At 60.8% G+C, this 22,919-nt stretch carries 15 protein-coding genes and 1 riboswitch; of the genes, 12 read left to right on the forward strand and 3 right to left on the reverse strand.

Annotated elements, in window-relative coordinates:
• The first annotated feature begins 8 nt into the window (after positions 1 to 8).
• The 4 genes from ABC336_RS13100 (at position 9) to ABC336_RS13115 (ending at position 8,294) form a co-directional block, all read left to right on the forward strand.
• Positions 9 to 824 carry a hypothetical protein gene (locus ABC336_RS13100; RefSeq protein ID WP_413239057.1) on the forward strand — a complete coding sequence of 272 codons (816 nt, stop codon included), beginning with the start codon at positions 9 to 11 and terminating at the stop codon, positions 822 to 824.
• A gap of 178 nt (positions 825 to 1,002) precedes the next feature.
• Positions 1,003 to 1,156, forward strand: a riboswitch (cyclic di-AMP (ydaO/yuaA leader).
• Positions 1,157 to 1,168: 12 nt separating this feature from the next.
• The gene (locus tag ABC336_RS13105) at positions 1,169 to 1,603 is read left to right on the forward strand and encodes a C40 family peptidase (RefSeq protein WP_413242507.1); all 435 of its coding nucleotides are present in this window, start codon (positions 1,169 to 1,171) and stop codon (positions 1,601 to 1,603) included.
• Positions 1,604 to 1,896: 293 nt separating this feature from the next.
• Positions 1,897 to 3,246 (forward strand): cryptochrome/photolyase family protein, encoded by a 1,350-nt coding sequence (locus ABC336_RS13110; protein WP_413239058.1) that lies wholly within the window; start codon positions 1,897 to 1,899, stop codon positions 3,244 to 3,246.
• A 68-nt stretch (positions 3,247 to 3,314) separates the two neighbouring features.
• On the forward strand, positions 3,315 to 8,294 hold the full coding sequence (locus ABC336_RS13115; protein WP_413239059.1) for a DEAD/DEAH box helicase: 4,980 nt from the start codon (positions 3,315 to 3,317) through the stop codon (positions 8,292 to 8,294).
• A gap of 379 nt (positions 8,295 to 8,673) precedes the next feature.
• Here ABC336_RS13115 and ABC336_RS13120 read toward each other — a convergent pair whose 3' ends face one another.
• On the reverse strand, positions 8,674 to 11,484 hold the full coding sequence (locus tag ABC336_RS13120; protein ID WP_413239060.1) for a hypothetical protein: 2,811 nt from the start codon (positions 11,482 to 11,484) through the stop codon (positions 8,674 to 8,676).
• A gap of 219 nt (positions 11,485 to 11,703) precedes the next feature.
• On the opposite strand from ABC336_RS13120, the gene ABC336_RS13125 reads away from it, so the two are divergent.
• From ABC336_RS13125 to ABC336_RS13160, 8 genes are all read left to right on the forward strand, one after another.
• Positions 11,704 to 12,405 (forward strand): response regulator transcription factor, encoded by a 702-nt coding sequence (locus tag ABC336_RS13125; protein WP_413239061.1) that lies wholly within the window; start codon positions 11,704 to 11,706, stop codon positions 12,403 to 12,405.
• A gap of 26 nt (positions 12,406 to 12,431) precedes the next feature.
• The gene (locus tag ABC336_RS13130) at positions 12,432 to 13,655 is read left to right on the forward strand and encodes a sensor histidine kinase (protein WP_413239062.1); all 1,224 of its coding nucleotides are present in this window, start codon (positions 12,432 to 12,434) and stop codon (positions 13,653 to 13,655) included.
• Positions 13,656 to 13,786: 131 nt separating this feature from the next.
• Complete coding sequence (locus ABC336_RS13135; protein WP_413239063.1) at positions 13,787 to 15,037, forward strand: ArnT family glycosyltransferase; 1,251 nt, start codon at positions 13,787 to 13,789, stop codon at positions 15,035 to 15,037.
• Complete coding sequence (locus tag ABC336_RS13140; RefSeq protein WP_413239064.1) at positions 15,030 to 15,752, forward strand: glycosyltransferase family 2 protein; 723 nt, start codon at positions 15,030 to 15,032, stop codon at positions 15,750 to 15,752. The genes ABC336_RS13135 and ABC336_RS13140 overlap by 8 nt, the downstream gene beginning before the upstream one ends.
• Positions 15,742 to 16,116 (forward strand): DUF2304 domain-containing protein, encoded by a 375-nt coding sequence (locus tag ABC336_RS13145; protein WP_413239065.1) that lies wholly within the window; start codon positions 15,742 to 15,744, stop codon positions 16,114 to 16,116. Before ABC336_RS13140 ends, ABC336_RS13145 begins: the two co-directional genes overlap by 11 nt.
• Positions 16,113 to 16,457, forward strand: coding sequence for an EamA family transporter (locus ABC336_RS13150; protein WP_413239066.1), 345 nt, complete (start codon positions 16,113 to 16,115; stop codon positions 16,455 to 16,457). Before ABC336_RS13145 ends, ABC336_RS13150 begins: the two co-directional genes overlap by 4 nt.
• Positions 16,458 to 16,505: 48 nt before the next feature.
• Entirely contained in the window at positions 16,506 to 18,746 is a 2,241-nt protein-coding gene (locus tag ABC336_RS13155) for a stalk domain-containing protein (RefSeq protein WP_413239067.1), read from the forward strand.
• Between the two features lie 152 nt (positions 18,747 to 18,898).
• Positions 18,899 to 20,017 carry a polysaccharide deacetylase family protein gene (locus ABC336_RS13160; RefSeq protein WP_413239068.1) on the forward strand — a complete coding sequence of 373 codons (1,119 nt, stop codon included), beginning with the start codon at positions 18,899 to 18,901 and terminating at the stop codon, positions 20,015 to 20,017.
• Between the two features lie 60 nt (positions 20,018 to 20,077).
• Here ABC336_RS13160 and ABC336_RS13165 read toward each other — a convergent pair whose 3' ends face one another.
• Entirely contained in the window at positions 20,078 to 21,838 is a 1,761-nt protein-coding gene (locus ABC336_RS13165) for an extracellular solute-binding protein (protein WP_413239069.1), read from the reverse strand.
• A 136-nt stretch (positions 21,839 to 21,974) separates the two neighbouring features.
• Positions 21,975 to 22,853 (reverse strand): carbohydrate ABC transporter permease, encoded by an 879-nt coding sequence (locus ABC336_RS13170; RefSeq protein ID WP_413239070.1) that lies wholly within the window; start codon positions 22,851 to 22,853, stop codon positions 21,975 to 21,977.
• Positions 22,854 to 22,919 lie beyond the last annotated feature (66 nt).

Consider the following 22,919-nt stretch of genomic DNA (forward strand, 5'->3'; position numbering starts at 1 on the left):
GGCAGAACATGAAAGAACATATCCGACAAGGCTGGCGTCTGGCCGTCAAGCATTTTTATATCGTTATCTTCCTGTTCCTGTACCAGCTGCTGTGGGGCTTCGGACTCTATCGTTATGTCGAAGCCACCTTCATCCCGCTGCTCAAGCGTTATCCCGATACGCTCCCATCCGAGCAGGCAGTAAAAGTTTTCTTGATGGAAGCGCAGTTCCAGCTGCTCAAGACCGATCTGATCCAGCCCTATCTCCTCACCTTCGGCATCCTGATCCTGCTCCGCATGCTGCTTACGCCGCTGATTCAGAGCGGCTTGCTCTACTCCTTGACCCACGCCACCGAGGAGAGCGGCACCCGGTTCTTCCAAGGCATCCGGACCTGCTGGAAGAAGATTACACTGCTCTACTGGATCAAGTCCATACTCACCCTTGCTCCTGCCTGGTGGCTGCTGCCTGCCGGATTGCAGCTGCTGCTCTCCAGCAGTTCGCTGACGGAAGCCGCTACGGCCGCAGCGCCTTACGCAGCCGGCTGGCTGCTCTGGGGCTTGCTGCTGCATCTGCTCTTTCTCTCGATGCAGTTTGGGGTCGCCTCCGGGTCAGGAGTACTGGGCAGCACCTTGCATTCCGTCCGCGCCTTCCTGCCGCTCGCTATGATCACGGTGATCATGTGGGGGATCGGGGCGGGGATCGGACTGGCGGCCTCTTCAGTCTCGCTTATATGGGCCGGCCTGCTTGCCTTGATCTTCCACCAGACCTACTATCTGATCCGCTCCATGATCAGGGTCTGGACACTCGCATCGCAATACAAGCTCTGGCAGTCCAAGCAGAGCTGATCGTACCCATCGCCTCTCTGCTCCGGCAGAAGGCGATTTTTTGCTATGTCTTTTTAATTTTGCATGCCACGATCACACAAAAACTGCCAATTAAGGCTTAGGAAATCGCTTTCAATTGTGAACATTATGTGACAAAAGCAGGAAAACTAAAAAAAGCCTCGAAATGAATGTCGATGTATTACATAGAAAGCCGAGTTCCTGACATCAGGAAACGGGGGACCCATTCCGGGTGAATTGATCCCCGGCCGCCTGCTACGCAGGCTGACCGGAGGAACCATAGGGAGCCTTCAACCGAACCCTCAGCTAACCTCGTAGGCACGGAAGGAGCTTTTTGCTTGAGAAAAGTGTTGACCTCATTGGCGGCTCTTGTCTTGATCATGAGTTTGACAGCAGGAGCCGTATCCGCGTCTTCCTTCGCCAAGATGGAGGATGTGATCGCCGGGTTGATCGGCACGCCGTACAAGTACGCTGGCAACACCACGAGCGGCTTCGACTGCTCCGGCTTTACCGCGTACGTGTTCAAGCAATTCGATATCAGCCTGCCCCGCACCTCGGGCGGTCAGGCGCAGCATGGCGAAGGTGTCGAGCGCGACGAGCTCCAGCCTGGAGATATCGTCTACTTCAACACCAGCGGCAAGGGCGTATCCCATGTCGGCATCGTCGTAGACGACGACAAGTTCGCTCACGCCTCCTCGAGCAAAGGCGTCATCATCAGCAAGCTGAGCGAAGCCTACTGGGATACGCGCTACATGGGCGCGCGCCGCGTAGCTGGGCTCTAGTCCAGTACAAACGATTAACCATGCCAAGTCGGGGTGTGATCTCATCAATCCGACTTGCACTGCGGATCACAGGCCAGGCTCGGCCCTAGACCCGCACCCATCTCCCAGCAGCTGTTTGCTTCCGCAGACGGCTGCTTTTTTGTACGCAGATGAGCGCCGCAGGGTCACCTTCCCGGTGTTTACGAATCCGCCGGCTGGTGTATTGGCTTATACTTGTATCTATCATTTGGGAAGCTGTTCTGCCGAACAACTTATGTCGGTTTATACGACCCCCGCTCGAGGAGGTTTCATCATTGTACTTGTTTATCCACCGCAAAGATCTGCGTATCCGGGATATGCGGGCGTTCGACGCCCTGAAGAAACGGGACATGCCCGGCATCCATCTGCTGATCTTCGACCCCCGACTGCTCGGGGACGGCCGGATGGATGCCCACAGCGGGCGGCGATTCCTCCGCGAGGCGGCCCGGCTGGAGGCGCAGTATCGCACAGCGGGCCGCACGCTCCATCTGCTGTACGGGGCTCCCTGGGAGGTCATAGACGCCCTCCTGGAGGCGCATCCCATCAAGGGCATCGTCGCCCACAACGACTACACGCCCTATGCAAACTCGCGTGATGAGCGGATCCAGGAGATCGCGGACCGCCGCAGCGTACCCTGGGTGCTGATCGACGACCTGCCGCTGGCCGATCCCGAAGACTTTCATAGCTATACGGGGCGAAGCGAGCCTTACAAGGTCTTCACCCCTTTCTATAATAAATGGCGCTCGTATATGCAGCAGTATGCCAGCCCACAGGCTTCGGCCGAGCTGACGGACCTTGACACGGTGGATGAGCTGACAGGCGATGGGTGGGATTCCTTCTCTCTGCCCTCTGAGCTGCGGCAACAGCTGCAGGAACAGCGGGATGAAGCCGAAGATGCCTGGTCGCAGCTGGCGGAATTCGCAGAGGGCGAAGGTCTCGGCAGCTATGCCTCGCGGCGCGACCGATACGCCAGAGAGGACAGCACCAGCGGGATCGCCCGGTATCTGAACAGCGGCGCCCTGTCCGCCCGTGCCGCGTATGCGGCGGCATCGGACAAGGACGAAGGCGAGACATGGGTGCGGCAGCTGGCATGGCGCGACTTCTATCTCTACCAGGCTATTTTTAACGAAGATTTCTTCCGCTACGAATCCCGCTACGACCTCTCTGCCCTATCCGATCATCATTATCAGGCATGGGAGGAAGCGCGTACCGGCATCCCGATTATCGACGCTTCGATGACAGAACTGAACGAGACGGGCGAGATGCACAACCGGTTGCGGATGATCAACGCCATGTTTCTGACCAAAAACCTCCTCTGTCCGTTCACGCTCGGAGAGCAGTATTTCCGCCGCCAGCTCACGGATTACGACAACTGTCAGAACCGCGGCGGCTGGCTCTGGAGCTCTTCGCTCGGCTACGATGCGGCGCCTTACTTCCGCATCATGAATCCTGCCAGCCAGTCGCTCAAGCATGATCCGGACGGCGCCTACATCCGCCGCTGGCTGCCTCATCTCGCCGATCTTGATGACAAGGCAATCCACCGTCCGCAGCCGGATGCGATCGTCGATCTGAAGACCTCCCGGGCCCGCGCCATCGAAGTCTACAAGGAGATCCTTCGCTCCTGATCCGGGTTTGACGAACCCCGCCTGGCGGCTACAATGAGTATATAGCTATCAACAAAGGAGGCCTCGCCATGGCATCTTCATCACATGAAGCGCACCTGCTCTTCCATCCTGTGCTAGCAGACTGGTTCGCCGCTGCCTTCGGGCAGCCGACAGCCGTGCAAGTCGACGCCTGGCGGGCGATCCGCTCCGGAGCGGATACGCTGATCGCCGCCCCCACCGGCTCCGGCAAGACGCTCGCTGCCCTGCTGCCCTGTCTCGACCGGATCGTCCGGGCCAAGCTGGCCGGGGGTGGCGCCCCGCGAGGTGTCCGTGTCGTCTACATCACGCCGCTCAAGGCGCTCAACAACGATATTCATCATCATATCGAATCGTTCGTGACAGAGATCGATGCCGCCGCTGTCGCCAGCGGCGGCTCGTGGCCCGGCCTGCGCAGCGCGGTGAGGACAGGCGACACCAAGAGCAGCCAGCGCGCCGCCATGCTGCGGCAGCCACCAGACGTGCTGGTGACGACCCCAGAGTCGCTCTACATCCTGCTCACATCGGAGAAAGGCCGGCAGATGCTGGCACCTGTGGAGCAGGTGATCGTCGATGAGATCCACGATCTGGCCTCCGACAAACGGGGCTCCCATCTCTCGCTGACGCTGGAGCGGCTCGTCCATGCCTGCGGCCGTCCGATCCAGCGGATCGGCGTCTCGGCTACCCAGCGTCCGCTCTGGCGGGTCGCGCAGTTCCTCGGCGGCTGGGAGCCGGACGGGGAAGCAGCAGGAGGAGCAGCCTTGATGGATAGCAGCTCGGACGAGAGTGAGACATTCCGGCACCCGCTCGGGTACCGCCCCCGCCCTGTGACGATCATCGAGAGTCCGATGGAGAAGCGGCTCGATGTCCAGGTGACGATGCCCGATCAAGGGCTGCCGATGACGACCCGCGAGTCCGTGTGGTTCCCCCTGATGGACCGGATCCTCCAGCTGATGGAGGGCTGCCGCTCGGTGCTCATCTTCACGGTGAGCCGCAGGCTGTGCGAGCGCTTGACCCTGCGCCTCAATGACTATGTCGGCTATGAGATGGCCAAGTCCCACCACGGCAGCCTCGCCCGCGAACGCCGGCTGGAGGTCGAGCAGCAGCTCAAGAACGGCGAGCTCCGTGCGCTGATCGCAACCTCTTCGCTGGAGCTCGGCATCGACGTCGGACATATCGATCTCGTTATCCAGATCGATTCGCCGCTCAGCGCCGCTGCCGGCATCCAGCGGATCGGCAGAGCCGGCCATCAGGTAGGTGCGCCGAGCCGCGGCTATCTGCTGGCCCGCCACCCGGGCGGCCTGCCGGAGGTCGCCGTCCTCTCGCGGATGATCCGCGAGCGGGATATCGAAGCGATCACGATCCCCCGCGACCCGATCGACGTACTGTCCCAGCAATGCGTCGCGATGGCTGCGATGGACGACTGGACCTTGACCGCTCTGCACCGCCTGATCGTCCGCAGCGACAGCTTCCGCAGTCTGCCTCAGCCCCGGCTGGAGGCGATGCTGCAGGTGCTCTCCGGCTTCTATCCCTTCGCCCGGCCGCTCCTCCAGTGGGACAAGGGACAGGATCGTCTGACGAAGCTCCGCAGCACGGCGATGGCCGCCCTCACCGGCGCCGGCACGATCCCTCAGAGCTCCGGGTACCCGGTCCACCACGCCGATAGCCGGGCACATCTGGGTGAGCTGGACGAAGAGTTCGTCCACGAGAGCCGTGTCGGCGACGTCTTCCAGCTCGGCACGAGCTCCTGGATGATCCGCGAGATCCGCCAGGACCGCGTGTATGTGGCCGAGACGGCCAATGCCTTCAGCGAGATCCCTTTCTGGCGCAATGAAGCGGGTGGCCGTTCCTACGAGCTAGGCGAGGCGCTCGGCCGCTTCCTGGCTGAGCTCTTGGAGCGCCTTGAGCGGGATCCTGCAGACGCAGGCATGCCTGAGCAGGTCATGAACTGGCTGTCCGACGATTATGGCATGGATGGGCGGTCCGGCGACCGGCTGATCGAGCTCATCCGTTCCCAAGCCGCCGTGACGCCGCTGCCCACCGACACCTGTCTCGTCATCGAGCGTTATCAGGACCTGCAGGGCAAGACGCATGTCATCCTGCACAATCATTGGGGCCGAAGGGTCAACCGCACCTGGCAGCTGGCGCTGGAGCGACAGATGCAGCAAGTGCTCCCCTACCGGATCTACGGCAATGCCAAGGACAGCGGCATCGAGTTTGTCCTGCCCGAGTGGGACAGCTCCTGGCTGGAGCTGTTCTGGCAGGTGACGCCGGACAGCCTGGAAGAGCTGCTGCTGACGGCGATTCCGGGATCGCCGCTGCTCGCCATCGCCTTCCGGCGGATCGCCGAGACGTCGCTGCTGCTCTCCCGCAGCTTCAAGCGCACCCCGATGTGGCAAAAAAGGCTGCGCAGCGAGGAGCTGCTGAAGGAATCGCTGCCTTACGCCGAGCAGTTCCCCTATCTGCAGGAAGCGATGCAGGAGTGTCTGCATGTTTACCTGGATCTCGATACCCTCAAGCAGCAGCTCGAGCGGATCCAGAGCGGTGAGATTGCCGTGGAGATCTGCGAGACCCGCCGTCCCTCGCCGTTGGCCGCCCGCTTCGTCGAGGACTATGCCAGCATGCAGCTGTACGAGGGCGAGGGGCTGGATCCGGCTGTACAGCTGCAGCTGATGCAGGTCAGCAAGGAATGGGCCGGGCGGCTGTTCGGGCAGGAGACGCTGCAGCAGGCGCTCGACCCCGAGGTGATCGAGCGCGAGCGGCAGCGGCTGGCCGAGCCGGCTCAGACTCCGCGCGACGCAGGCGAGCTGCTGGGCCTCCTCAAGCGGCGCGGCGACGCTTCCCTGAGCGAGCTCCAGCGGCTGGCAGGCGCGGAGACAGCAGGCTGGCTCCAGGAGCTGGAGCGTTCGCGGCTTGCCCTGCGCCGGGCCTTCGGCGCAGAGGAACGCTGGGTATGCGCCGACGAGCAGGAGCTCTATGAGCAGTTCCCTGCGACGCCAGCCTCTGTAGCCCTGATTGCGGGCCGGTTCGCGGAGTACCGCATGGCCTTTACCCGGGAAGAGCTGCAGGATCGTTACCCTGCCCTGTCGGACAGCGAAGCGGAGCAGGTGGTCGAAGAGCTGGTGCTGCAGGACAAGATCGAGCAGGCTCCGTTCGCCGCAGACCCGGACGAGCCGCTGTGGAGCAGTCGCAAGGTCGCCTCGCGCATCGTACGGTTGTCGATCCAGTCGGCCAGACGGCAGGGCGAGCCGGCCAGTCCCGAGCGCTGGTGCGGACAAATCGCGAGGATGCAGCATGTGACCCAGAGCGCCCGACTGAGCGGCAGCGAGGGCTTGCGTACCGTCATCGGGCAGCTGCAAGGCTTCTTCCTGCCGCTATCGCATTGGGAATCCATCATCCTCCCCTCGCGGCTGCACGACTACCGCCGGGAGACGCTGGATCTGCTCTGCGCCTCCGGCGAGATCATCTGGATCGGCCGACGGGAGGGGGATGAGAAGGAAGGCAAAGTCGCCTTCTTCCTGGCCGAGGCCAAAGCACTGTACGGTCCCTACCTGAAGCAGCTGCCCGCGCCGGAGAGCAGCAAGCATCCCGAGCTGTTGGCTAGCGTTCGCCGTCTCGGAGCCAGCTTCATCACCCGGCTGTCCCGGGAATTCGGCCTGCCGCCGTCAGAGCTCCTGGAGCAGCTGCTGGAGCTCGTCTGGGAAGGGCACGTCGCCAATGACCAGTTCGCCCCGCTTCGGCTGCACGGCGGCAGACGCTCCAAGGGGCTGGGCAAGCAAGGGACGGGACAAGGCCGGTGGTATTGGACCGGCTCGCTGCTGGAGGATGAGTGGTCGGAGGACGAGGCGGACGAGCAGCCGGCGGAACGGGATGGGCAGCCGGATCCCCCAGGGTCAGACGCACCGTCCCTCCGCAGCCTGATGACGGGTGGCCTTGGCGGTGAGGCCGCAGGCGGTCATCCGGCTGATGGACTCCGGGGTGCCGTCTCCAATGGGCAGCTGGCGGATAGCCTCCGGGGCGTGGTCCCCAACAAGCATAGGGCGGATGGACTCCGGGGTGCTGCCGGCGAGCGCCGGACAGATAGCCTGCAGGGCGCCGCGCTGCAGTGGGTGCATCATCTCCTGCAGAGTCACGGCATCCTGACCCGGGAGCTCGTGAGCAGCGTATCGCCCTTCGATTGGGATCGCCTGCTCCCGGTCATGCGGCAGCTCGAGGAGTGGGGCGCGGTCTCCCGCGGCCTGTTCATCCGCGACAAGCAGGCGATGCAGTTCACGACCCGGGAGCTGATGGCGGCGATACGCCGCCCCCTGCAGCAGCAGGATGACGAGCTCATCGTCCTCTCCGCCGTGGACCCCGCCAATCCGTTCGGCCTGATCGCAGATTGGCCTGCCGAGCGGGGAGTCAGCTACGCTCGCAAGAGCGGCAACTACTTGGTGCTCAAGGGGGAGCGGTGGATCGCCTGGGTCGAGAACAACGGCCGGCGGATCCGGCTGCGGGAGCCCGGCACAGCCACAGCAGACGAGGGTGGTGAAGGTGCCCGTGCAGGTGAACGTGAAGACGCAGAGGTGCGGGCTGACACAGGTGCAGGCGAGAAAGCGACCGGAAAGAGCGGGGGTGTGAATGGGGATGGACGCGGGGATCCGAGCGCGGATGCGAGTGGTGCGAGACAATCTGCGAGCCAGAGAAGGAACGGAGCTTCGAGTAAGGCAGCGGCCATTCGTGCCCGCGGCCTGGAGGATAGCCAGGCGGCACAGAGCCCTGGCAGTCAGAGCAGCCCCGTGAATGCGCCGGCAAGTCACCCTGCTCGCCCCCGCGCTAAACAGCAGCCAGCCGCCGAGCTGCCGGAACTCTCTCGAGAGGACCTGGTCCAGCTGTTCCGCGCGATCCTCCAGCAGCAGCCGCTGAGCAAGGTGAAGGTTGAGCTCTGGAACGGCGGGCCGATCGCGGGCAGCGCAGGCGCCGAGCTCCTGCTCGCCCTGGGCGCCGAGCGCGATGGCAAAAGTCTCGTCCTGTGGCCGAGCCAGCTGCGGTAAGGTGCTTTGCCGCCAGCCTGCCAGGCGCAAGCGGACAGGATAGCGCCTATCTCAGACAACTCCTAGTTGGAAGTTGGGTTGACGGACACACGATCCGTTAAATGCTAATTTCTTGGCCGTTATCCGCTATTTCATGGCCAATAGCGTATCCTCTGTCCGCAAACGCAGCAAGAAACACGCCAAGGTTCGAAATAACTGCTGCTGTGTCCTCTGCTGCACGGGCTGGGCGATGAGCGAAGCGCATGCAGACAAAGCTGGGACCCGATGATGTAGCGCGCATCTTAATAATTCCATCAGTCGCAGAAGTATAAAATCGGCATCGTGCTTGGACAAGACAAAGACCATCTCCAACAGGAAGATGGTCTTTGTCTTGCCGTTATTAAGATGTTGGTAACAGAGAGAACCAGCGGCCCGGACGCAGGGTGTCGCCCTCGATATTGCGAATGGCGCCATCCTGGAATTGAATCATCAGATTATGCTGCCCTGCGGAGTCGTATTCGTAGTCTCCAATCGTCAGTGCAAGCACCGACCTATCGGCTTCCAGCGTCCATTCGGCATCCGTAATCCGATCCTGCAGGAAGATCTGGGCGTCGTCCCAATAGCTCAGCTCCCGGATAAGGGCCTCCGGCTCAAGGTCTAACGTGGGCCCGCTCAGCTGCTGATTGAAGGCGATCTCCAGCCGAGTCGTGCCCTGCTCCGCTTCCTCACTCAAGCTGAGTACTGCATGCAGCGGATTAGGATCGAATATTTTTACTTGCCGAACAAAAGGATGTTGACTTTCGCTGCGCAGATAAATCTTCGCTGCCGAGAAGTCCAGCGTACGGCCACTAATGTTAGTTATCGTTACGATGCTGTCATTCCCTTGGTACATGCTCACTGTGATGTCACCTTGCTGCTGCAGCTGAAACCCGGCGATAAATGCATCCTCGATCTGCGGCAGCCATGTCGATTGCTGTACACCTGTGAGAGGCTCATCAAATCCAATCTGGATACTCCAGTTCTCATACAGCACCGCAAACTCCGGCAGATACGCCACCTCCGGCGGCGCCTCCAGACTGGTGTCGATGACAGTGAGCGCTGAATCCACCGAATGCGACGACGACAGATAATTCTCAATGCCGGGAATCGTCAGCAGTCTTCCCTCCCCGCCCAGCCACAGGTCCCGATTCGGGAATGTGAAGCTGGCGGCGAGGTCCAAATCGTCCAGCAGCAGTACCCGCTCCACCTCCTCATCTTCTATGGCGCTGCGGAATGCCGCCTCATCGGCAACGAGGGCTAGAGCTTCCCACTCATCCCAGAAGTGGCCGCCGTCCCGGCGGTCGTAGTATTGCCAATCGTACGCCTGCTTGATCCGGTCGATGCCATCCGTGTTCCGGAAGCTGGCTGCCGGCGGCTCACTACCTTGGTAGAGCCGATGGACCCGGATATCCAGTACCGGCTTTTCGTAATCCCACAGCGTCATGCCGGACGAAATAATAGTTGGAGGTGGGACACCGGCAGCTCCATTTCTAATCTCCAGACCTTCATAACCATGCAGACTGAGGAAGCGCAGCAGGTCCCACCCCATCGTATATTCCGGCACGTAGACTGCGCCCATTTGCTCGTATTCTTCCGGATACAGCTCGATGTCTACCGGGCGGAAGATCGCATATTCTTCGCTAAATCCTCTCCCGTCCTCGGTTTGCACTTCATCCGAGAAGTAAACGCGAACCTCCCTAACCTCCGTCAGGTCGGGAAGGGACTCGCTCAGCAGAGAGATCTCAAACCGCTGATCCGGCGCATCCTCAAAATCGCTGAACGCCAGCTGCTCCCCTTCATACGTGTCGTACACTTCAATGTCATAATACACCCTGACATGGCTTACCAGATCGCCAATTGAGCCAAGCGGCTCGGAGAACTCCACTCTGAACGAGTGCATCATGGAGTCTATATAGGTAGGCGCCCCCGCGATGACGTACAATGGCACTTCCGGCTCCTCCGGCCACCAAGATCCATAGTGACCAACCACCGGGACACCCGCCGGGTAGACGGCTCCCGACACAGATACAGGCTGGCCCTCTACGAAGTACACTTTGACCCGATCCAATTCCATCGGAGGTCCTTCATCCACCCAGACCATCGAAGGAAAACCTCCATCAAGATGCAGTCTCAGAACACTGCCAATGTGGATCCATGATTGTTCCCAATCTGCACCGAAGTGGGTAACGGGCTCTTCTTCGTCGCCATAGAAAAGCTCTACGCGATCAATGACTCCGTCGGCGAGCTCTTGTGAATTTGCCGCAACCGGTTTGTTGAATGCAATATTAAATCCATAAATCGGACCATCTAAATTAAAACTGGCAATCTCCGCGCCAAATTCCTGCTCCGGCTCCTCATAGCTGCTCACAAACGCAGCCACGGCCCGCTCCAGTGCCACTGTCCGGTTCCTTATCTCCCGATGCGTGACGACTGCAGCGTCATACGCCTGGTCTGCCAGAGTCAGCTCCGTCTCCAACTGCCCCCGCGCCTCTTCCGGGTACCCATCCCCGCTCGCCAGCGCCCCCTGCGCCCGCTCGATCCACGCGCCCAGCTCCTCCCGGTCGACTGGCCCCACCTCGACGAGAGACAGCAGGAAGCTGGCGTCCTGATGGTCCAGTCCCGCCGCTCCAGCTACGGATCCAGCCCCCGGGCCGCGCATATACTGGACGGCATGGCCGACGTGGAAACCTGTGCGCTGCGGGTCAAGCTGAGTCATCAAGCCGAGCGTACCCAGCGGCGTCATGACCCGGTATGCGGTCAGCTCGAACGTCTCGTCACTTTCCTCGAATGTAATCACACCCGGTAGGATGGTGATGTCGAGCAGGTCCTGGTCAGCCAACGGCTGGTCCAGCACGAGCAGCAAGCTGTCTCCCCAATTAACGACGGTCGCGAGATCAAGCGCATCCCCGCCGGGTACGGCAACCGTAATCCCTTCCGGGGATTCGCTCTCCTCCGCAGACGGTGAGCAAGGCAGCTCTCCCGGGTAGCCCCCATCTCCTCCGTTATACGTGATGCCCCTGTCAAACACCAACATAATCTCGCAACTATTGAGTACCTGCACCTGCTTGAGTCCGGGCACGCCTGTCCCCGGCTCGCTGGCCTGCGCAGCGTATACCGGCAGGATCCCTGCCAGCAATGCCAGACATAGCAGCATACTTACTATTTTCCGCACATGATCCACCCTTTTCTTAGATGCATTTTATAGGAAAATTTTATCACAGAACCGGTAAATATATCTATCAATTTCTAAACTCCCCCTGCCAAGATTGGAACGCCGAGAGGACAGCAAAAATTGTTAAGAAGATCTTAAGCACCTGCCCCGCGCGGAATATGCTATATTGGCCTTACATCTATCTTTTTGGTCACAAGTTTGCAGGAGGTACGATAGCGCATGGCAGACCGGGGAACGATCCTGCTCGTCGACGACGAGAAGGAAATCATAAAACTTATGGAAATCTACTTTAATAATGAAGGCTACCAGCTGCTCAAGGCCTCTAATGGAAGAGAAGCGCTGGAGCAGCTCAAGCTTCAAGAAGTCGACCTGATCATCATGGACATCATGATGCCGGAGATGGACGGCATGGAGACGTGCATTAAAATCCGCGAGCACAGCGAGGTGCCGATCATCTTCCTCTCCGCCAAAAGCCAGGACATCGATAAAATCTCGGGGCTGAGCATCGGCGCCGACGACTACGTCACCAAGCCGTTCAATCCGCTGGAGCTGATGGCCCGCGTGAAGTCCCATCTGCGGCGCTACAAATCGTTTAATAACCGTCGCCCTGCCGATGCCAGCGTCATCGAGATCGACGACATGACGATCAATGTCGCCACGCATACCGTCACGGTGGATGGGCAGGAGGTCAAGCTGACGCCCCGCGAATTTGCCATCTTGAAGCTGCTGGGCATCAACCGCGGCATCGTGCTCAGCATGGACAAGATCTATCAGGACGTATGGAACGAACCGTTTATGGAGTCCAAAAATACCGTCATGGTGCATATCCGCAAACTGCGCGAGAAGATCGAGCGCGATCCCCAAAAGCCGCATTACATCAAGACCGTCTGGGGAATCGGCTACAAGATCGACCCATCCTGACTCGAGAAAGGAGGCCTGAGCCCCCGATGTTCCAAGATTGGCTCTATACGATAAGATGGAAATTTCTTTTCTACGTCGCAGCTAGCGCCGGTGTCACTGCAGCGACGCTCTATATGGGCAACCTCATCTTCAACTTCCTGATCGAGTTCCAGCCGTTCCGCACGCCGTTCGCTAATCTCAAAAACGAAGTCGGCTCCCAACTGGTCTATTATGTCGGTCCTGTGCTGTTCCTCGTGCTGTTCTTCCTGTTCAGCAATCGCACGATCGGCCGCCTGCGGGAGCTGGAGAAGGCGGTCCGCCGGATCGGCAGCGGGCAGCTGCAGCCCGGCGAGCTGACGAGCTCCAGAGATGAACTCGGCCAGACAGCCGCCAGTATCCGCGCTATGTCTGCCCGGCTCAGCGATTATCTGGAGGAGATCTCAGACGGTCTGCGCCTGATCGCCGGCGGCCGCTTCGACCACCGGATCGCCGTCGATCCGGCCTACGGCGAGCTGTCCAGGGTGGCCGAGAACATCAACGAGATGGCCGACCAGCTCTATCGTTCCATCGAAGAGGAGCGTACGGCCGAGAAGACCAAAAACGACCTGATCACCGGCGTCTCCCACGATCTGCGGACGCCGCTCACCTCCATCCTCGGCTTCCTGGAGGTCATCGAGAACGACCGCTATCGCGATGAGGTGGAGCTGCGGCATTATGTCACGATTGCCTACGAGAAGTCCCGGAAGCTGAAGACGCTCATCGACGACCTGTTCGAGTATACCCGCATCAACAACGGTCTGCCGCTGGAGCTGGAGCGCATCGATCTGGTATCCTTTCTCCGTCAGCTCGCCGAAGAGTTCGTCCCTCACCTGGACAGAGCAGGCATGTCGTGCCGGATCCAAGCGGGTGGTGAAGCCATCATCATGGCGGATGGCAATCTGCTCGTACGCAGCTTTGAGAATCTGATCGCCAATGCCATCAACTATGGCAGTGAAGGCCGCTATGTCGATATCGTCGTCGAAGAGACCCATGAAGAGGCGATCGTGCAGATTATCAACTATGGCAACCCGATCCCCGGCCGGGATCTGCCCTTCATCTTCGACCGCTTCTACCGCGGCGACCTCTCCCGCACGAGCGGCGGTACGGGCCTGGGCCTGGCCATCGTCAAGAGCATCGTCGAGGTGCATGGCGGCAAGGTGTCAGCGACCAGCAGCACCAAGAAAACCGCCTTCGAATCCCGCTTTCCCCTCGCCCCGAAAATGCTAAGCTGAACTTAAGAGAATGTTAAGCATTCCTGCACCGCCCCCTTAAGCTTCCTCTTCTATACTTTCTGTACACGCTCGGACAAGTGGCCGTGAGCCCCCGAGCAACAGACAGAGAGCAGACAGAGAGGAGCTCCCCCATGGTTTCATTGCGTATACGGTATTCCCGATTGAACAAAACAACGGCCATCACCCTGCTGGTGATCTTAGCCGCTGCAGCCATTCTGCGGTTTGATTTTCTATTCTCCACCTCACACCAGGTGTCGCATGACACCATCCACTATGACGCGATGGTCCGGCAGCTGCTGGAGGAAGGCATCTACGCTTACAAAAGCACCGAGCCCAATGCCCAGGTCACGCCGGGCTACCCGCTGTTCATGGCGGCCGTCTACATACTGGCCGAATACACGGCCTATGAGCCTTTTGCCCTTATCCGCATCCTCCAGGTCGGTTTCAGCCTGATCTCGATCGGACTCGGCTGGGCCATTGCCGCCCGGCTGGCGGGACGTCACGCCGGACTGCTCACTGCAGCTGCGATGGCCGTCTATCCGCCATTTATATGGGCCAATGGCGCGATTCTGACCGAGCCCCTTGCCGCCATGCTGCTGTTGCTGTACATCTGGCTGCAACTACTCGCCTTTGAGAGGCAGCGCTGGACCATCCATGCGCTCGCAGGGGCTGCGATGGGCCTGACCGTGCTGGTCCGCCCCGAATTCTTGGTGCTGCTCGGCGCCAGCTATGCGCTGCTGCTCATCCGCAGCGGCCGCATGCTGCAGACTGCACGGACAGGCCTCATCGCTCTGCTGGGCGCCGCGCTGGTGCTCTCGCCCTGGGTGATCCGCAATGTCGCCACACTCGGCGAGTTCGTCGTGGCCTCCACCCAGGTCAATCCCTTTGCCGCCGGCACCTACCCGGGCAAAAACTACGAGGACGGTCTGGTGGACCGGCGGGGGAAGACGCAGATGGAGGTCGCCAAGGAGCGGCTGCGGATCGGCTTTACCGAGCACACCTGGACATATGTGAAGTGGTACACCATCGGCAAACTCAAATTCACCTACGGCAGGATGTTCTTCGGTTCCGGCCACTCGCCGCTCTATCCGGTCATCCCGCTGCGGCAGCCGGTCCACTTGGCGATCGTCTTCGCCGGCGCGCTCTCCGCGCTGCTGATGCTGCGCCGCTGGCGGCAGCCAGCCATGCTGCTCGTGGTGCTGCTGGGGACGATCTCCGTAACGCGGCTCGCCTTCGTCCCGGAGTACCGCTACAACTTCACGGCGATGCCGCTGCTCATCATCCTTGGCAGCATGCTGGCAGTCGCGGTTTGGCAGAGATGGCGGCAGCGCATGCCAAGTCAAGACACGATCACTGTAAAGGAGGCTGAAAGCCATGCGTAACGCGATTCTAATTATTGTACCTGCCTACAACGAGGCTGAAGGCATCCGCAGCGTCGTCGAGAACATCCGCCGCCAGATCCCGCACGCCGACATCCTCGTCGTCAATGACGGATCGACCGATGCTACCGGCGAGCAGGCAGCATCGAGCGGCGCCTTCGTCCTGCACCTGCCCTGCAATCTAGGCATTGGCGGCGCCGTCCAGACAGGCTACCAGTACGCTGCCCGCCATGGGTATCGCTATGCCGCGCAGATGGACGGCGACGGCCAGCATGATCCCGCCGACTTTGCGGCGATGCTGGAGGCCCTGCAGACCTCCGGCTGCGACATGGTCGTCGGCTCGCGCTTCGTGGAGAAGCTGGGCTTTCAATCGACGTTCCTGCGGCGGCTGGGGATCGAAGTGCTGGCCCGTCTGCTGACGCGGCTGCTGAGCCGACGCGTCACCGATCCCACCTCGGGCTTCCGGATCTGCGGCGAGCGGGCGCTGCGGCTGTTCGCCGCCGACTATCCGACCGACTATCCCGAAGTGGAGGCGCTGGTCCAGCTGGACAACTGCGGCTATACGTTCCATGAGGTGCCGGTCGTCATGAAAGCACGGGTCGCCGGCACGTCCAGCATCTCCCCCGGCAAGTCGGTCTACTACATGATCAAGGTCATCCTGGCTGTCCTGATCGCCCGGACTCGCAAGGAGAAATGGTGGGTGCGCTATGAAGGGTGATCTGTACCTGCTCAGCTTCCTGATCAGCGCCGGCTTCCTCGGCGTCATCCTCTATCTGATCCGCAGCCGCAAGCTGCGGGAGCAATACGCCCTGCTCTGGCTCATCCTCAGCCTGGTCATGATGTCGCTGTCGCTCTTCCCCGGGCTCCTCGATCTGCTGGCGGACCGGCTCGGCGTCGATTATGCGCCGTCGCTGCTCTACCTGCTGGGCCTGATGTCGGTGCTCTGCATCATGCTGCATCTGACGATGGCTGTCTCCGCCCTCACCCGCCGGATCATCGTACTCACCCAGGCGCTGGCGCTGCAGGAGCAGAAGAACGGCCAGTTGGAAGCGCACCTGCGCACTGGTGATCAACAGCCATGACGTATCTGATGCTGCTGCTCAATATATTGCTGCTCGTCGCCGGCCAGTACGTATGGAAGCTCGGCCTCACGCAAGCCGGCGGGCTGGGCTGGCACAATCTGCCCCAGGTCGCCCTCTCGCCGCTCATCCTGCTCGGGATCGGCTGCTACGGACTGGCGACCCTGCTCTGGCTGGCTGTGCTGTCTCGCTTGCCGCTCAGCAGCGCCTATCCGCTGCAGAGTCTCGCCTATGTCATCGGTCTGTTCGTCGCTTGGCAGCTGCTCGGCGAAGCGATCCCGGCCAACCGCTGGTTCGGCACCGGGCTCATCCTCGCCGGCGTTCTCGTCGTCAGCTGGAAATAGCCGGGGCAGCCTTTATCCTATTCGCAACAACAGGAGGTAACTACTCTCATGAACAACATGTACAAAACTGCCTTAGCGGCACTGATAGCTGCCACGGTGTGGGCACCGCCCGGCAGCGCTTATGCCGCGCCACAGCCCGATTTGGATGTCCCCTCGTCACAGATGGACCGCAGCGGCGGCTCCAAACAAACCGACGGCACATCTATGACGCCCTCCTCTGCGGCAAATGGGGCAGGAGCAGATACCGCAGCCGATGATTCCCCCGACCTGGTTGCCGGCGCGTCCGGCACGGCTGCGGACCATACCCCTCCAGTCCTAGAGGACGCTTCTCCCGAAGCCGCAGGCGACGAAACGGTCGCGTCGCAAACTGCGGAGCCCTCCGGAGTACCGAACAGCTCGTCCTCCGGCTCCGCTCAAACTCCGGATTCCCGGCTCATCCTGACCATGAACAGCGACCAGGCACAGCAGCATGGCCGCACTTACACGTCGCCCCGACCAACAACCGTGCGTGAGGGCGTCTCCTACGTCGGCATCCGCTTCTTGACCGAGCGGCTCGGCGGTACGGTCGCCTACGATGCCGGCACTGGCGAGACTGTCGTGCGAGTTAGCGGCCGAGAGCTGCGCTACCGTACAGACAGTGCAAGCTACAGCGTCGATGGGGCGATCCGGACGATGCGGGGCACTGTCTATGCCGACCGCAATCACCTGATGGTGCCGCTCACTTCGCTCACCTCGGCGCTTGGCCTGCGCTATGCGGTAGAAGGCAAGACGATCCTGCTGCAGCTGGCGGACAAGCCGGTCGCCTCCTTCGAGGTGTCGGCCCGCAAGATCGCACCTGGTCAGCAGATTACTTACACCCCCTCGGCCACCTCCCCGCAAGGGCTGGCCATCGTGGACGAACGATGGGAAGGCTGGCAGCCCAGCTACGACGTGCCGGGTACATATACGATCAGCTACTATGTGCAAGATGCTGCGGGGACCTGGAGCGATCCGTACACCGTTACCATCGAGGTGGAGGCTCCGTATGTGCCGCCGGTCGCCCAGTTCAGCACGGATAAGGAGGTCTACCGGATGGGCGAGCTGGTCCGGTACACCGACCGGAGCACGGATGAGCAAGGGGTGGTCGTCGAACGCAAGTGGGACAACAACAAGCCGGCGTTTTTTGAGCCGGGCCTGCAGACCGTGACACTCGTCGTCACCGACACCCGCGGCGCTTCCTCCACGTTCAGCAAGGTCATCCGCATCACGGAGGAGATGCTGTATACGCAGGAGGAATTCGCTCTGCGGCACACGCCGGCTGGCAGCAACATGCCGATCGACAATCTGGCGGTACTGCAGATAGAGGCGCTCCCCTATCGCTATACGACAGAGTCCCAGACGCTATTCCGCAGCAGCGGACCGGAGTCCGTCTTCGAGGACGGTGTACTGTACGAGGATGTCATCCGGGGCGAAGCCCGCTTCCTGCTCCACCACAAGAACCGGATGGACAAGCGGGCCAAGCTCTATCTGGTCGCGGAGAATACCGGTCCGGAGACGGCTGTGCTGCGGCTGACCGGCGAAGGGCTGGCCGGCCCGACGCCGTACGCCGAGATTGCCGGACGGATGTCGCTGGGCCGCTATCTGGCCTCTGAAGCGGCCGGCGGCACCGGGACGATCCGTCTGGCCCCCGGGGAGCGCGTGCTGCTCTTTGACAGTCTGACGCAGGCCAAAGCGCTGTCGCCGGGCGACATCGTCACCTTCACAGGCTCTGTGTCGGCGAACGGCCCGATCAGATATTCGTCGCTGCTGATCGCCGAAGACCGGGAGCCCCTGGATGCCCTGGGCAGCCTGCCCCGGCTCGACCCGAAGGAATCGATCATTCGCGGCACCTTCGCAGAGGCCAACCGGGTATTCCGCTACGATGAGCCCATCGGAGGACGGCCGCTCCGGCTGCCGCTGACAGATAATACGACGGATCCTTTCCAGCGTGGTACGGACGGCATCATGGGCAGCTCCACCGTCAATTCGGGCAACTATGGCGTCATGTACAAGCTCCGGCTGAACCGCGTCGAGCCGCATACCGTGATTGCCTTCAACCCGCGCGGCGGCCTGTATGTCGGCTCTGCCCGGGTCAACGGCGAAGTCGTCGGCTTCTCCCATCTGGGCATGAGCAGCGCTACCCGCGAAGCGAGTGTGCTCTACCGTACCGGCGATCGGGCGGAGGCTGTCGATATCTGGATCAGCCCCTCGGCGGGCAGTAATCTGCCTTTCACCCTGCTCTTCCTGCCGATGCCCGAAGAACGAAGCTAGTCCGCTTTTGATCAAGGGAGGCTGAAAACCGGACTTTTTGCGTATGCACTAGAAATCGCATTTTCATTGAACATTTTTCGCGCTTCAATCGTCTGATTATGTAGAAGAGCGCTGACAGCGTTCGACAGCATCCAGAGGAAGAGGCGAGTAAATTGATCGCGAAGCTGGTCCAGGCAAGACGTATCATTGTCCCCCGCGTGTTCCAAACCTTGCTATGGGCTCTGGCGATCGTCGGCGCCTGCTATCTGCTCAGTCTGATCCTTCCCTGGGAGGCGTTCTCGGCGCTCGCCGAGCGGACATCCGCCAGCGATCAGGCCTCTCTGGCCGGCGCCGTGCTGACCGCAGGCGCGCAGCAGCAACCTGCTGCAGGAGCATCTCCAGCGGGTGAGGCTGCCAGCACCGGCGACGAGCTCGCGCCGGCAGCCCCTCCCTCCGGCAGCGGCGGAGCAGGCGGAGCGTCCACGGAACCGGAAGACAGGCCGGAAGACAACCCGGATTCTGAAGGCGCAGGTGACGCGGCAGCCAATCCGGCAGGCGAGGGCGGCGGCAGTACTGCAGCCCCTGACGATTCGGAGAGCGCCGCTCCACCAGCTCCGCCAGCAGGTCAGGAGGACTCCTCCGACCCGCCGGCGGGAGAGCCGGCAGATCCTGAAGCCCAGGCGCCTTCCGGCGAACCGGCAGCATCGGGCAGCAAGCAGGTGGCGCTGACCTTCGACGACGGACCGGATACGCGCTATACGCCGCAAGTGCTGGAGATTTTGCAGCAGTATGGCGTGCAAGCGTCGTTCTTCGTCGTCGGCACCCAGATCGAGAAGTACCCGGACGTCCTGAAGCAGATACATGACGAAGGCCATACCATCGGCAGCCACACCTACGGCCACGCCAATCTGACCAAGCTGGAAGGCCCGGCGCTGCTGGACGAGATCGAGAAAGGCGACGCGCTTATCCAGGAGGTGCTCGGCGAGTCCAGCCGATACTTCCGGGCTCCATACGGCGCCGTCTCCGATCCGCTCCGGGCCGTGCTCCAGGAGACGGGACGCGAGCTGGTCGGCTGGACCGTCGACACCCGCGACTGGGCGGGCACGGCGCCGGAGGAGATCCTGCAGATCGTCAAGGATACGGTCAAGCCCGGCGGCATCATCCTGATGCACAGCTTTGGCGGCCGCAAGGGCAATCTGCAGAACACGATCGACGCGCTCCCGGCAGTGATTGAGTATTTGCAAGAGGAAGGCTACACCCTAGTCCCGATGCCGGAATTATCCCGTTCATAGCTCATAGCAAACATCCCCCTGCCGGCTCGATGCCGGCAGGGGGATTTTATTTACTTCGCTCTATTTTACTTCGTCGTACCAGGCGTTGACCTCTTCGGTGATTTTGTCGCCGCCCGATTTCCGCCAGCTGTCGGTCATTTTTTCGAACTCCTCCGGCGGAGACTGACTATATATAATCTTGTTGTAGGCTTCGTTGACCAGTTTGTTCAGCAGCTCGTTTTTGCTCTGCATCGTCTCCGTCAGCGGGCCCATATAGTAATTTTTGTGGTAGACATCCTGCTGGTCCATGATGACCTTCATCGCATGGATGTTCTCCTGCTTGCGGCCGCCGACCTCCATCTGCTCGTACGGCGTCGTCAGCTCACCGCCCTCAGCCGCCTTCACCATACTGTCCGCATACAGCGTCGGGATCCGCGCTCCTTCATAAGTCAGCGTATAGAAGAACGGGTTGGGCAACGAGTTGTTCAGATCGACATCCGGGAACAGATCGGGATGCTCCTTCGCCGTGTTGTTGTCGCGGATGACCGTGCCGTCCGGTGCCACGGCATAATCGTAGCCTTCGGCGAAGCCCAGTGCGAACTCGCTGTCCGGCTCCGGATTGGCCAGGTTGTCGAAGAAGAAATTGTAGTAATGCAGCACCGCTTCCGGATGCGCGGCGTTTTTGTTGATGAACAGATAGCCGTTCACCGGCGGATTGTTGCCCGCAGCACCGGCCACGCCCGAAGGCCCCGTCGGCAGCGGATACGCTTTGTACTCCGCACCCGGTACATTGGCTTCCAGGTCGGGCAACGGCCAGGCCGGGATCCAGTTGGGACCGACGATGATGCCGGCCTGCCCCTTGGTGAAGAACTCCGAACCGCCGACTTCGTCCTTGAGCGCGCTGTCCTGGGAGATATATCCCTTCGCCATCCAATCCCGCAGCCGCAGCAGCGCTTCCTTCGCTTTGGGATCGACCGAGCCGTTCACGAGTGTACCATCCTCACCTGGGTTCCAGCTGCCAGGGATGATGCCGTAAGCGCCAAATACAAAGCCGATATCCGTCATCCAGGTGCTGAAGCCGTTTTTAAAGCCGGTCGCCAGACCCAGCGTATCCTTCTTGCCGTTGCCGTCCGGATCCTGGTTGACGAAGGCATCCATCACGACCTCGAGCTCGTCAAGTGTCGTCGGCGCCTCAAGGTTCAGCTTCTGCAGCCAGTCTTCGCGGATAAACAGCGTCTGGTTGCCGTTGTAGGCATAGTCGAGGATCGGCAGCGCCATCTTCTTGCCGTCCCGGGTGATCGGGTACCAGATCGTCGGATCGAGCTCCAGCCCTTCCTTGTACTGCTCGCCCGCATATTGCTCGATCAGCTCGTCGACCGCCATGAACTGGCCGGAATCCAGCAGCAGATTGACCGTCTCCATGTCGCCGCGGTAGCGGACGACGTCCGGCATCTTCTCGCCGGAGGAGAGCATCAGGCGCAGCTTGGTTTTGTAGGCATCATTGGTGTTGGTGACGACCCAGTCGTACTTGAGGTCGATGCCGAGCCGCTCCTTCACGAGACGGGTATGGACGTTGTCCTCCATACTCTCGCCTTTCTTGAACACTGCCGCGTTCTGATCCAGCCCCACGACAGTCGAGATTGTGATCGGCGGATCGTACTTGCCATCCACGAAGCCTTTGTCCCCTGCCTCGCCTTGATTGTTGCCCTGACCCTCTGTCTGGGTCCCCTGGCCCTGACCGGTGCCCGTGCCGCCTTCCGTCCCGCCGGTATCTCCGCCGTTGCTGCACGCAGCGATGAAGATCAGCACCAGTACCAGCATAACTGCCAACCATCGTTTCATTCTTGTATCCCCCATCCCATGATTTTCTTTCAATGCCATATTTAAGCTTTGACTTATGAATTCACTATAACGCCAAATCCCGCGTCTGCGACATACCCGCTTGTTTGGCTCTATGCCTTTTTTTCGATCAGGATGCCTATTCCTTGACCGCCCCGAGGATGATGCCCTTTACAAAGTATTTCTGCAAAAACGGGTAGACCAGCAGAATCGGCAGCGTGCCGATAAAGATCTGCGCCGATTTGACGGTGCGCTGCGACAGGCTCTTCATCTCGTTGACATCGACGTTGATCTGGTTGAAGTCCTGCTGGACGATCACCGTCTGCAGGAAGGTCGACAGCGGATAGTTGCGGTAATCTGTCATGTAGAGCAGGCCATCGAACCAGGAGTTCCAGTGAAACACCATCGTGAACAGCGAGATCGTCGCCAGCGCCGGCAGCGATATCGGCAGGTAGACGCTCCACAGCGTCCGGAAATGACCCGCGCCGTCCATCAGCGCCGCCTCCTCCAGCTCGCGCGGCACGGCACGGAAGAAGTTCATCATGAGTACCATGTTGAACACATTGACCGCTACCGGCAGTACGAGCGCCCACATCGTGTTCATCAGATCCAGGTTGCGGATCAGCATATAGCTCGGCACGATCCCGCCGCTGAAGAGCATCGTGAACAGAAAAAACCAGGTGTACAGCGTGCGGCTGCGGAAGCCGTGCGCATCCTTGGAGATGGCGTAGGCTGCCAGTACGATCAGTCCCATGCCGATAAGCGTCCCCAGCACCGTCCGCTGCACGCCGACCAGCAGCGCACGGTGGAAATTGCTGTTGTTGAGCGTCTTGGCGTAGGCTTCTGTGTTGAAGTCGATCGGCAGCAGGCCGACCAGATTGGCGTTGGCCGGTGCGCTGCCGCTGAAGCTGACAGCCAGGATATGGATCAGCGGCAGGATGCATGAGAGACAGATCAGGGTCAGCAGCAGGTAGTTGAAGACGCTGAATACTTTGTAGCCTGACGATTTGTAATACATCTGCTTCCCTCCCTGTAAGATAACCCCACAAAGTGGGGGGTTGGCTTCGAAGCGTACACAAGTACT

Origin of the sequence: Paenibacillus jepli (assembly GCF_047238105.1) — a bacterium.
In the GTDB taxonomy this organism is placed as follows: Bacteria; Bacillota; Bacilli; order Paenibacillales; family Paenibacillaceae; genus Paenibacillus_D.

Coding starts and splice junctions, on each gene's coding strand:
- ABC336_RS13100 (WP_413239057.1), top strand. CDS start 9: ATGAAAGAACATATCCGACAAGGCTGGCGTCTGGCCGTCAAGCATTTT.
- ABC336_RS13115 (WP_413239059.1), top strand. CDS start 3,315: ATGGCATCTTCATCACATGAAGCGCACCTGCTCTTCCATCCTGTGCTA.
- ABC336_RS13125 (WP_413239061.1), top strand. CDS start 11,704: ATGGCAGACCGGGGAACGATCCTGCTCGTCGACGACGAGAAGGAAATC.
- ABC336_RS13130 (WP_413239062.1), top strand. CDS start 12,432: ATGTTCCAAGATTGGCTCTATACGATAAGATGGAAATTTCTTTTCTAC.
- ABC336_RS13135 (WP_413239063.1), top strand. CDS start 13,787: ATGGTTTCATTGCGTATACGGTATTCCCGATTGAACAAAACAACGGCC.
- ABC336_RS13140 (WP_413239064.1), top strand. CDS start 15,030: ATGCGTAACGCGATTCTAATTATTGTACCTGCCTACAACGAGGCTGAA.
- ABC336_RS13145 (WP_413239065.1), top strand. CDS start 15,742: ATGAAGGGTGATCTGTACCTGCTCAGCTTCCTGATCAGCGCCGGCTTC.
- ABC336_RS13150 (WP_413239066.1), top strand. CDS start 16,113: ATGACGTATCTGATGCTGCTGCTCAATATATTGCTGCTCGTCGCCGGC.
- ABC336_RS13155 (WP_413239067.1), top strand. CDS start 16,506: ATGAACAACATGTACAAAACTGCCTTAGCGGCACTGATAGCTGCCACG.
- ABC336_RS13165 (WP_413239069.1), bottom strand. CDS start 21,838: ATGAAACGATGGTTGGCAGTTATGCTGGTACTGGTGCTGATCTTCATC.
- ABC336_RS13170 (WP_413239070.1), bottom strand. CDS start 22,853: ATGTATTACAAATCGTCAGGCTACAAAGTATTCAGCGTCTTCAACTAC.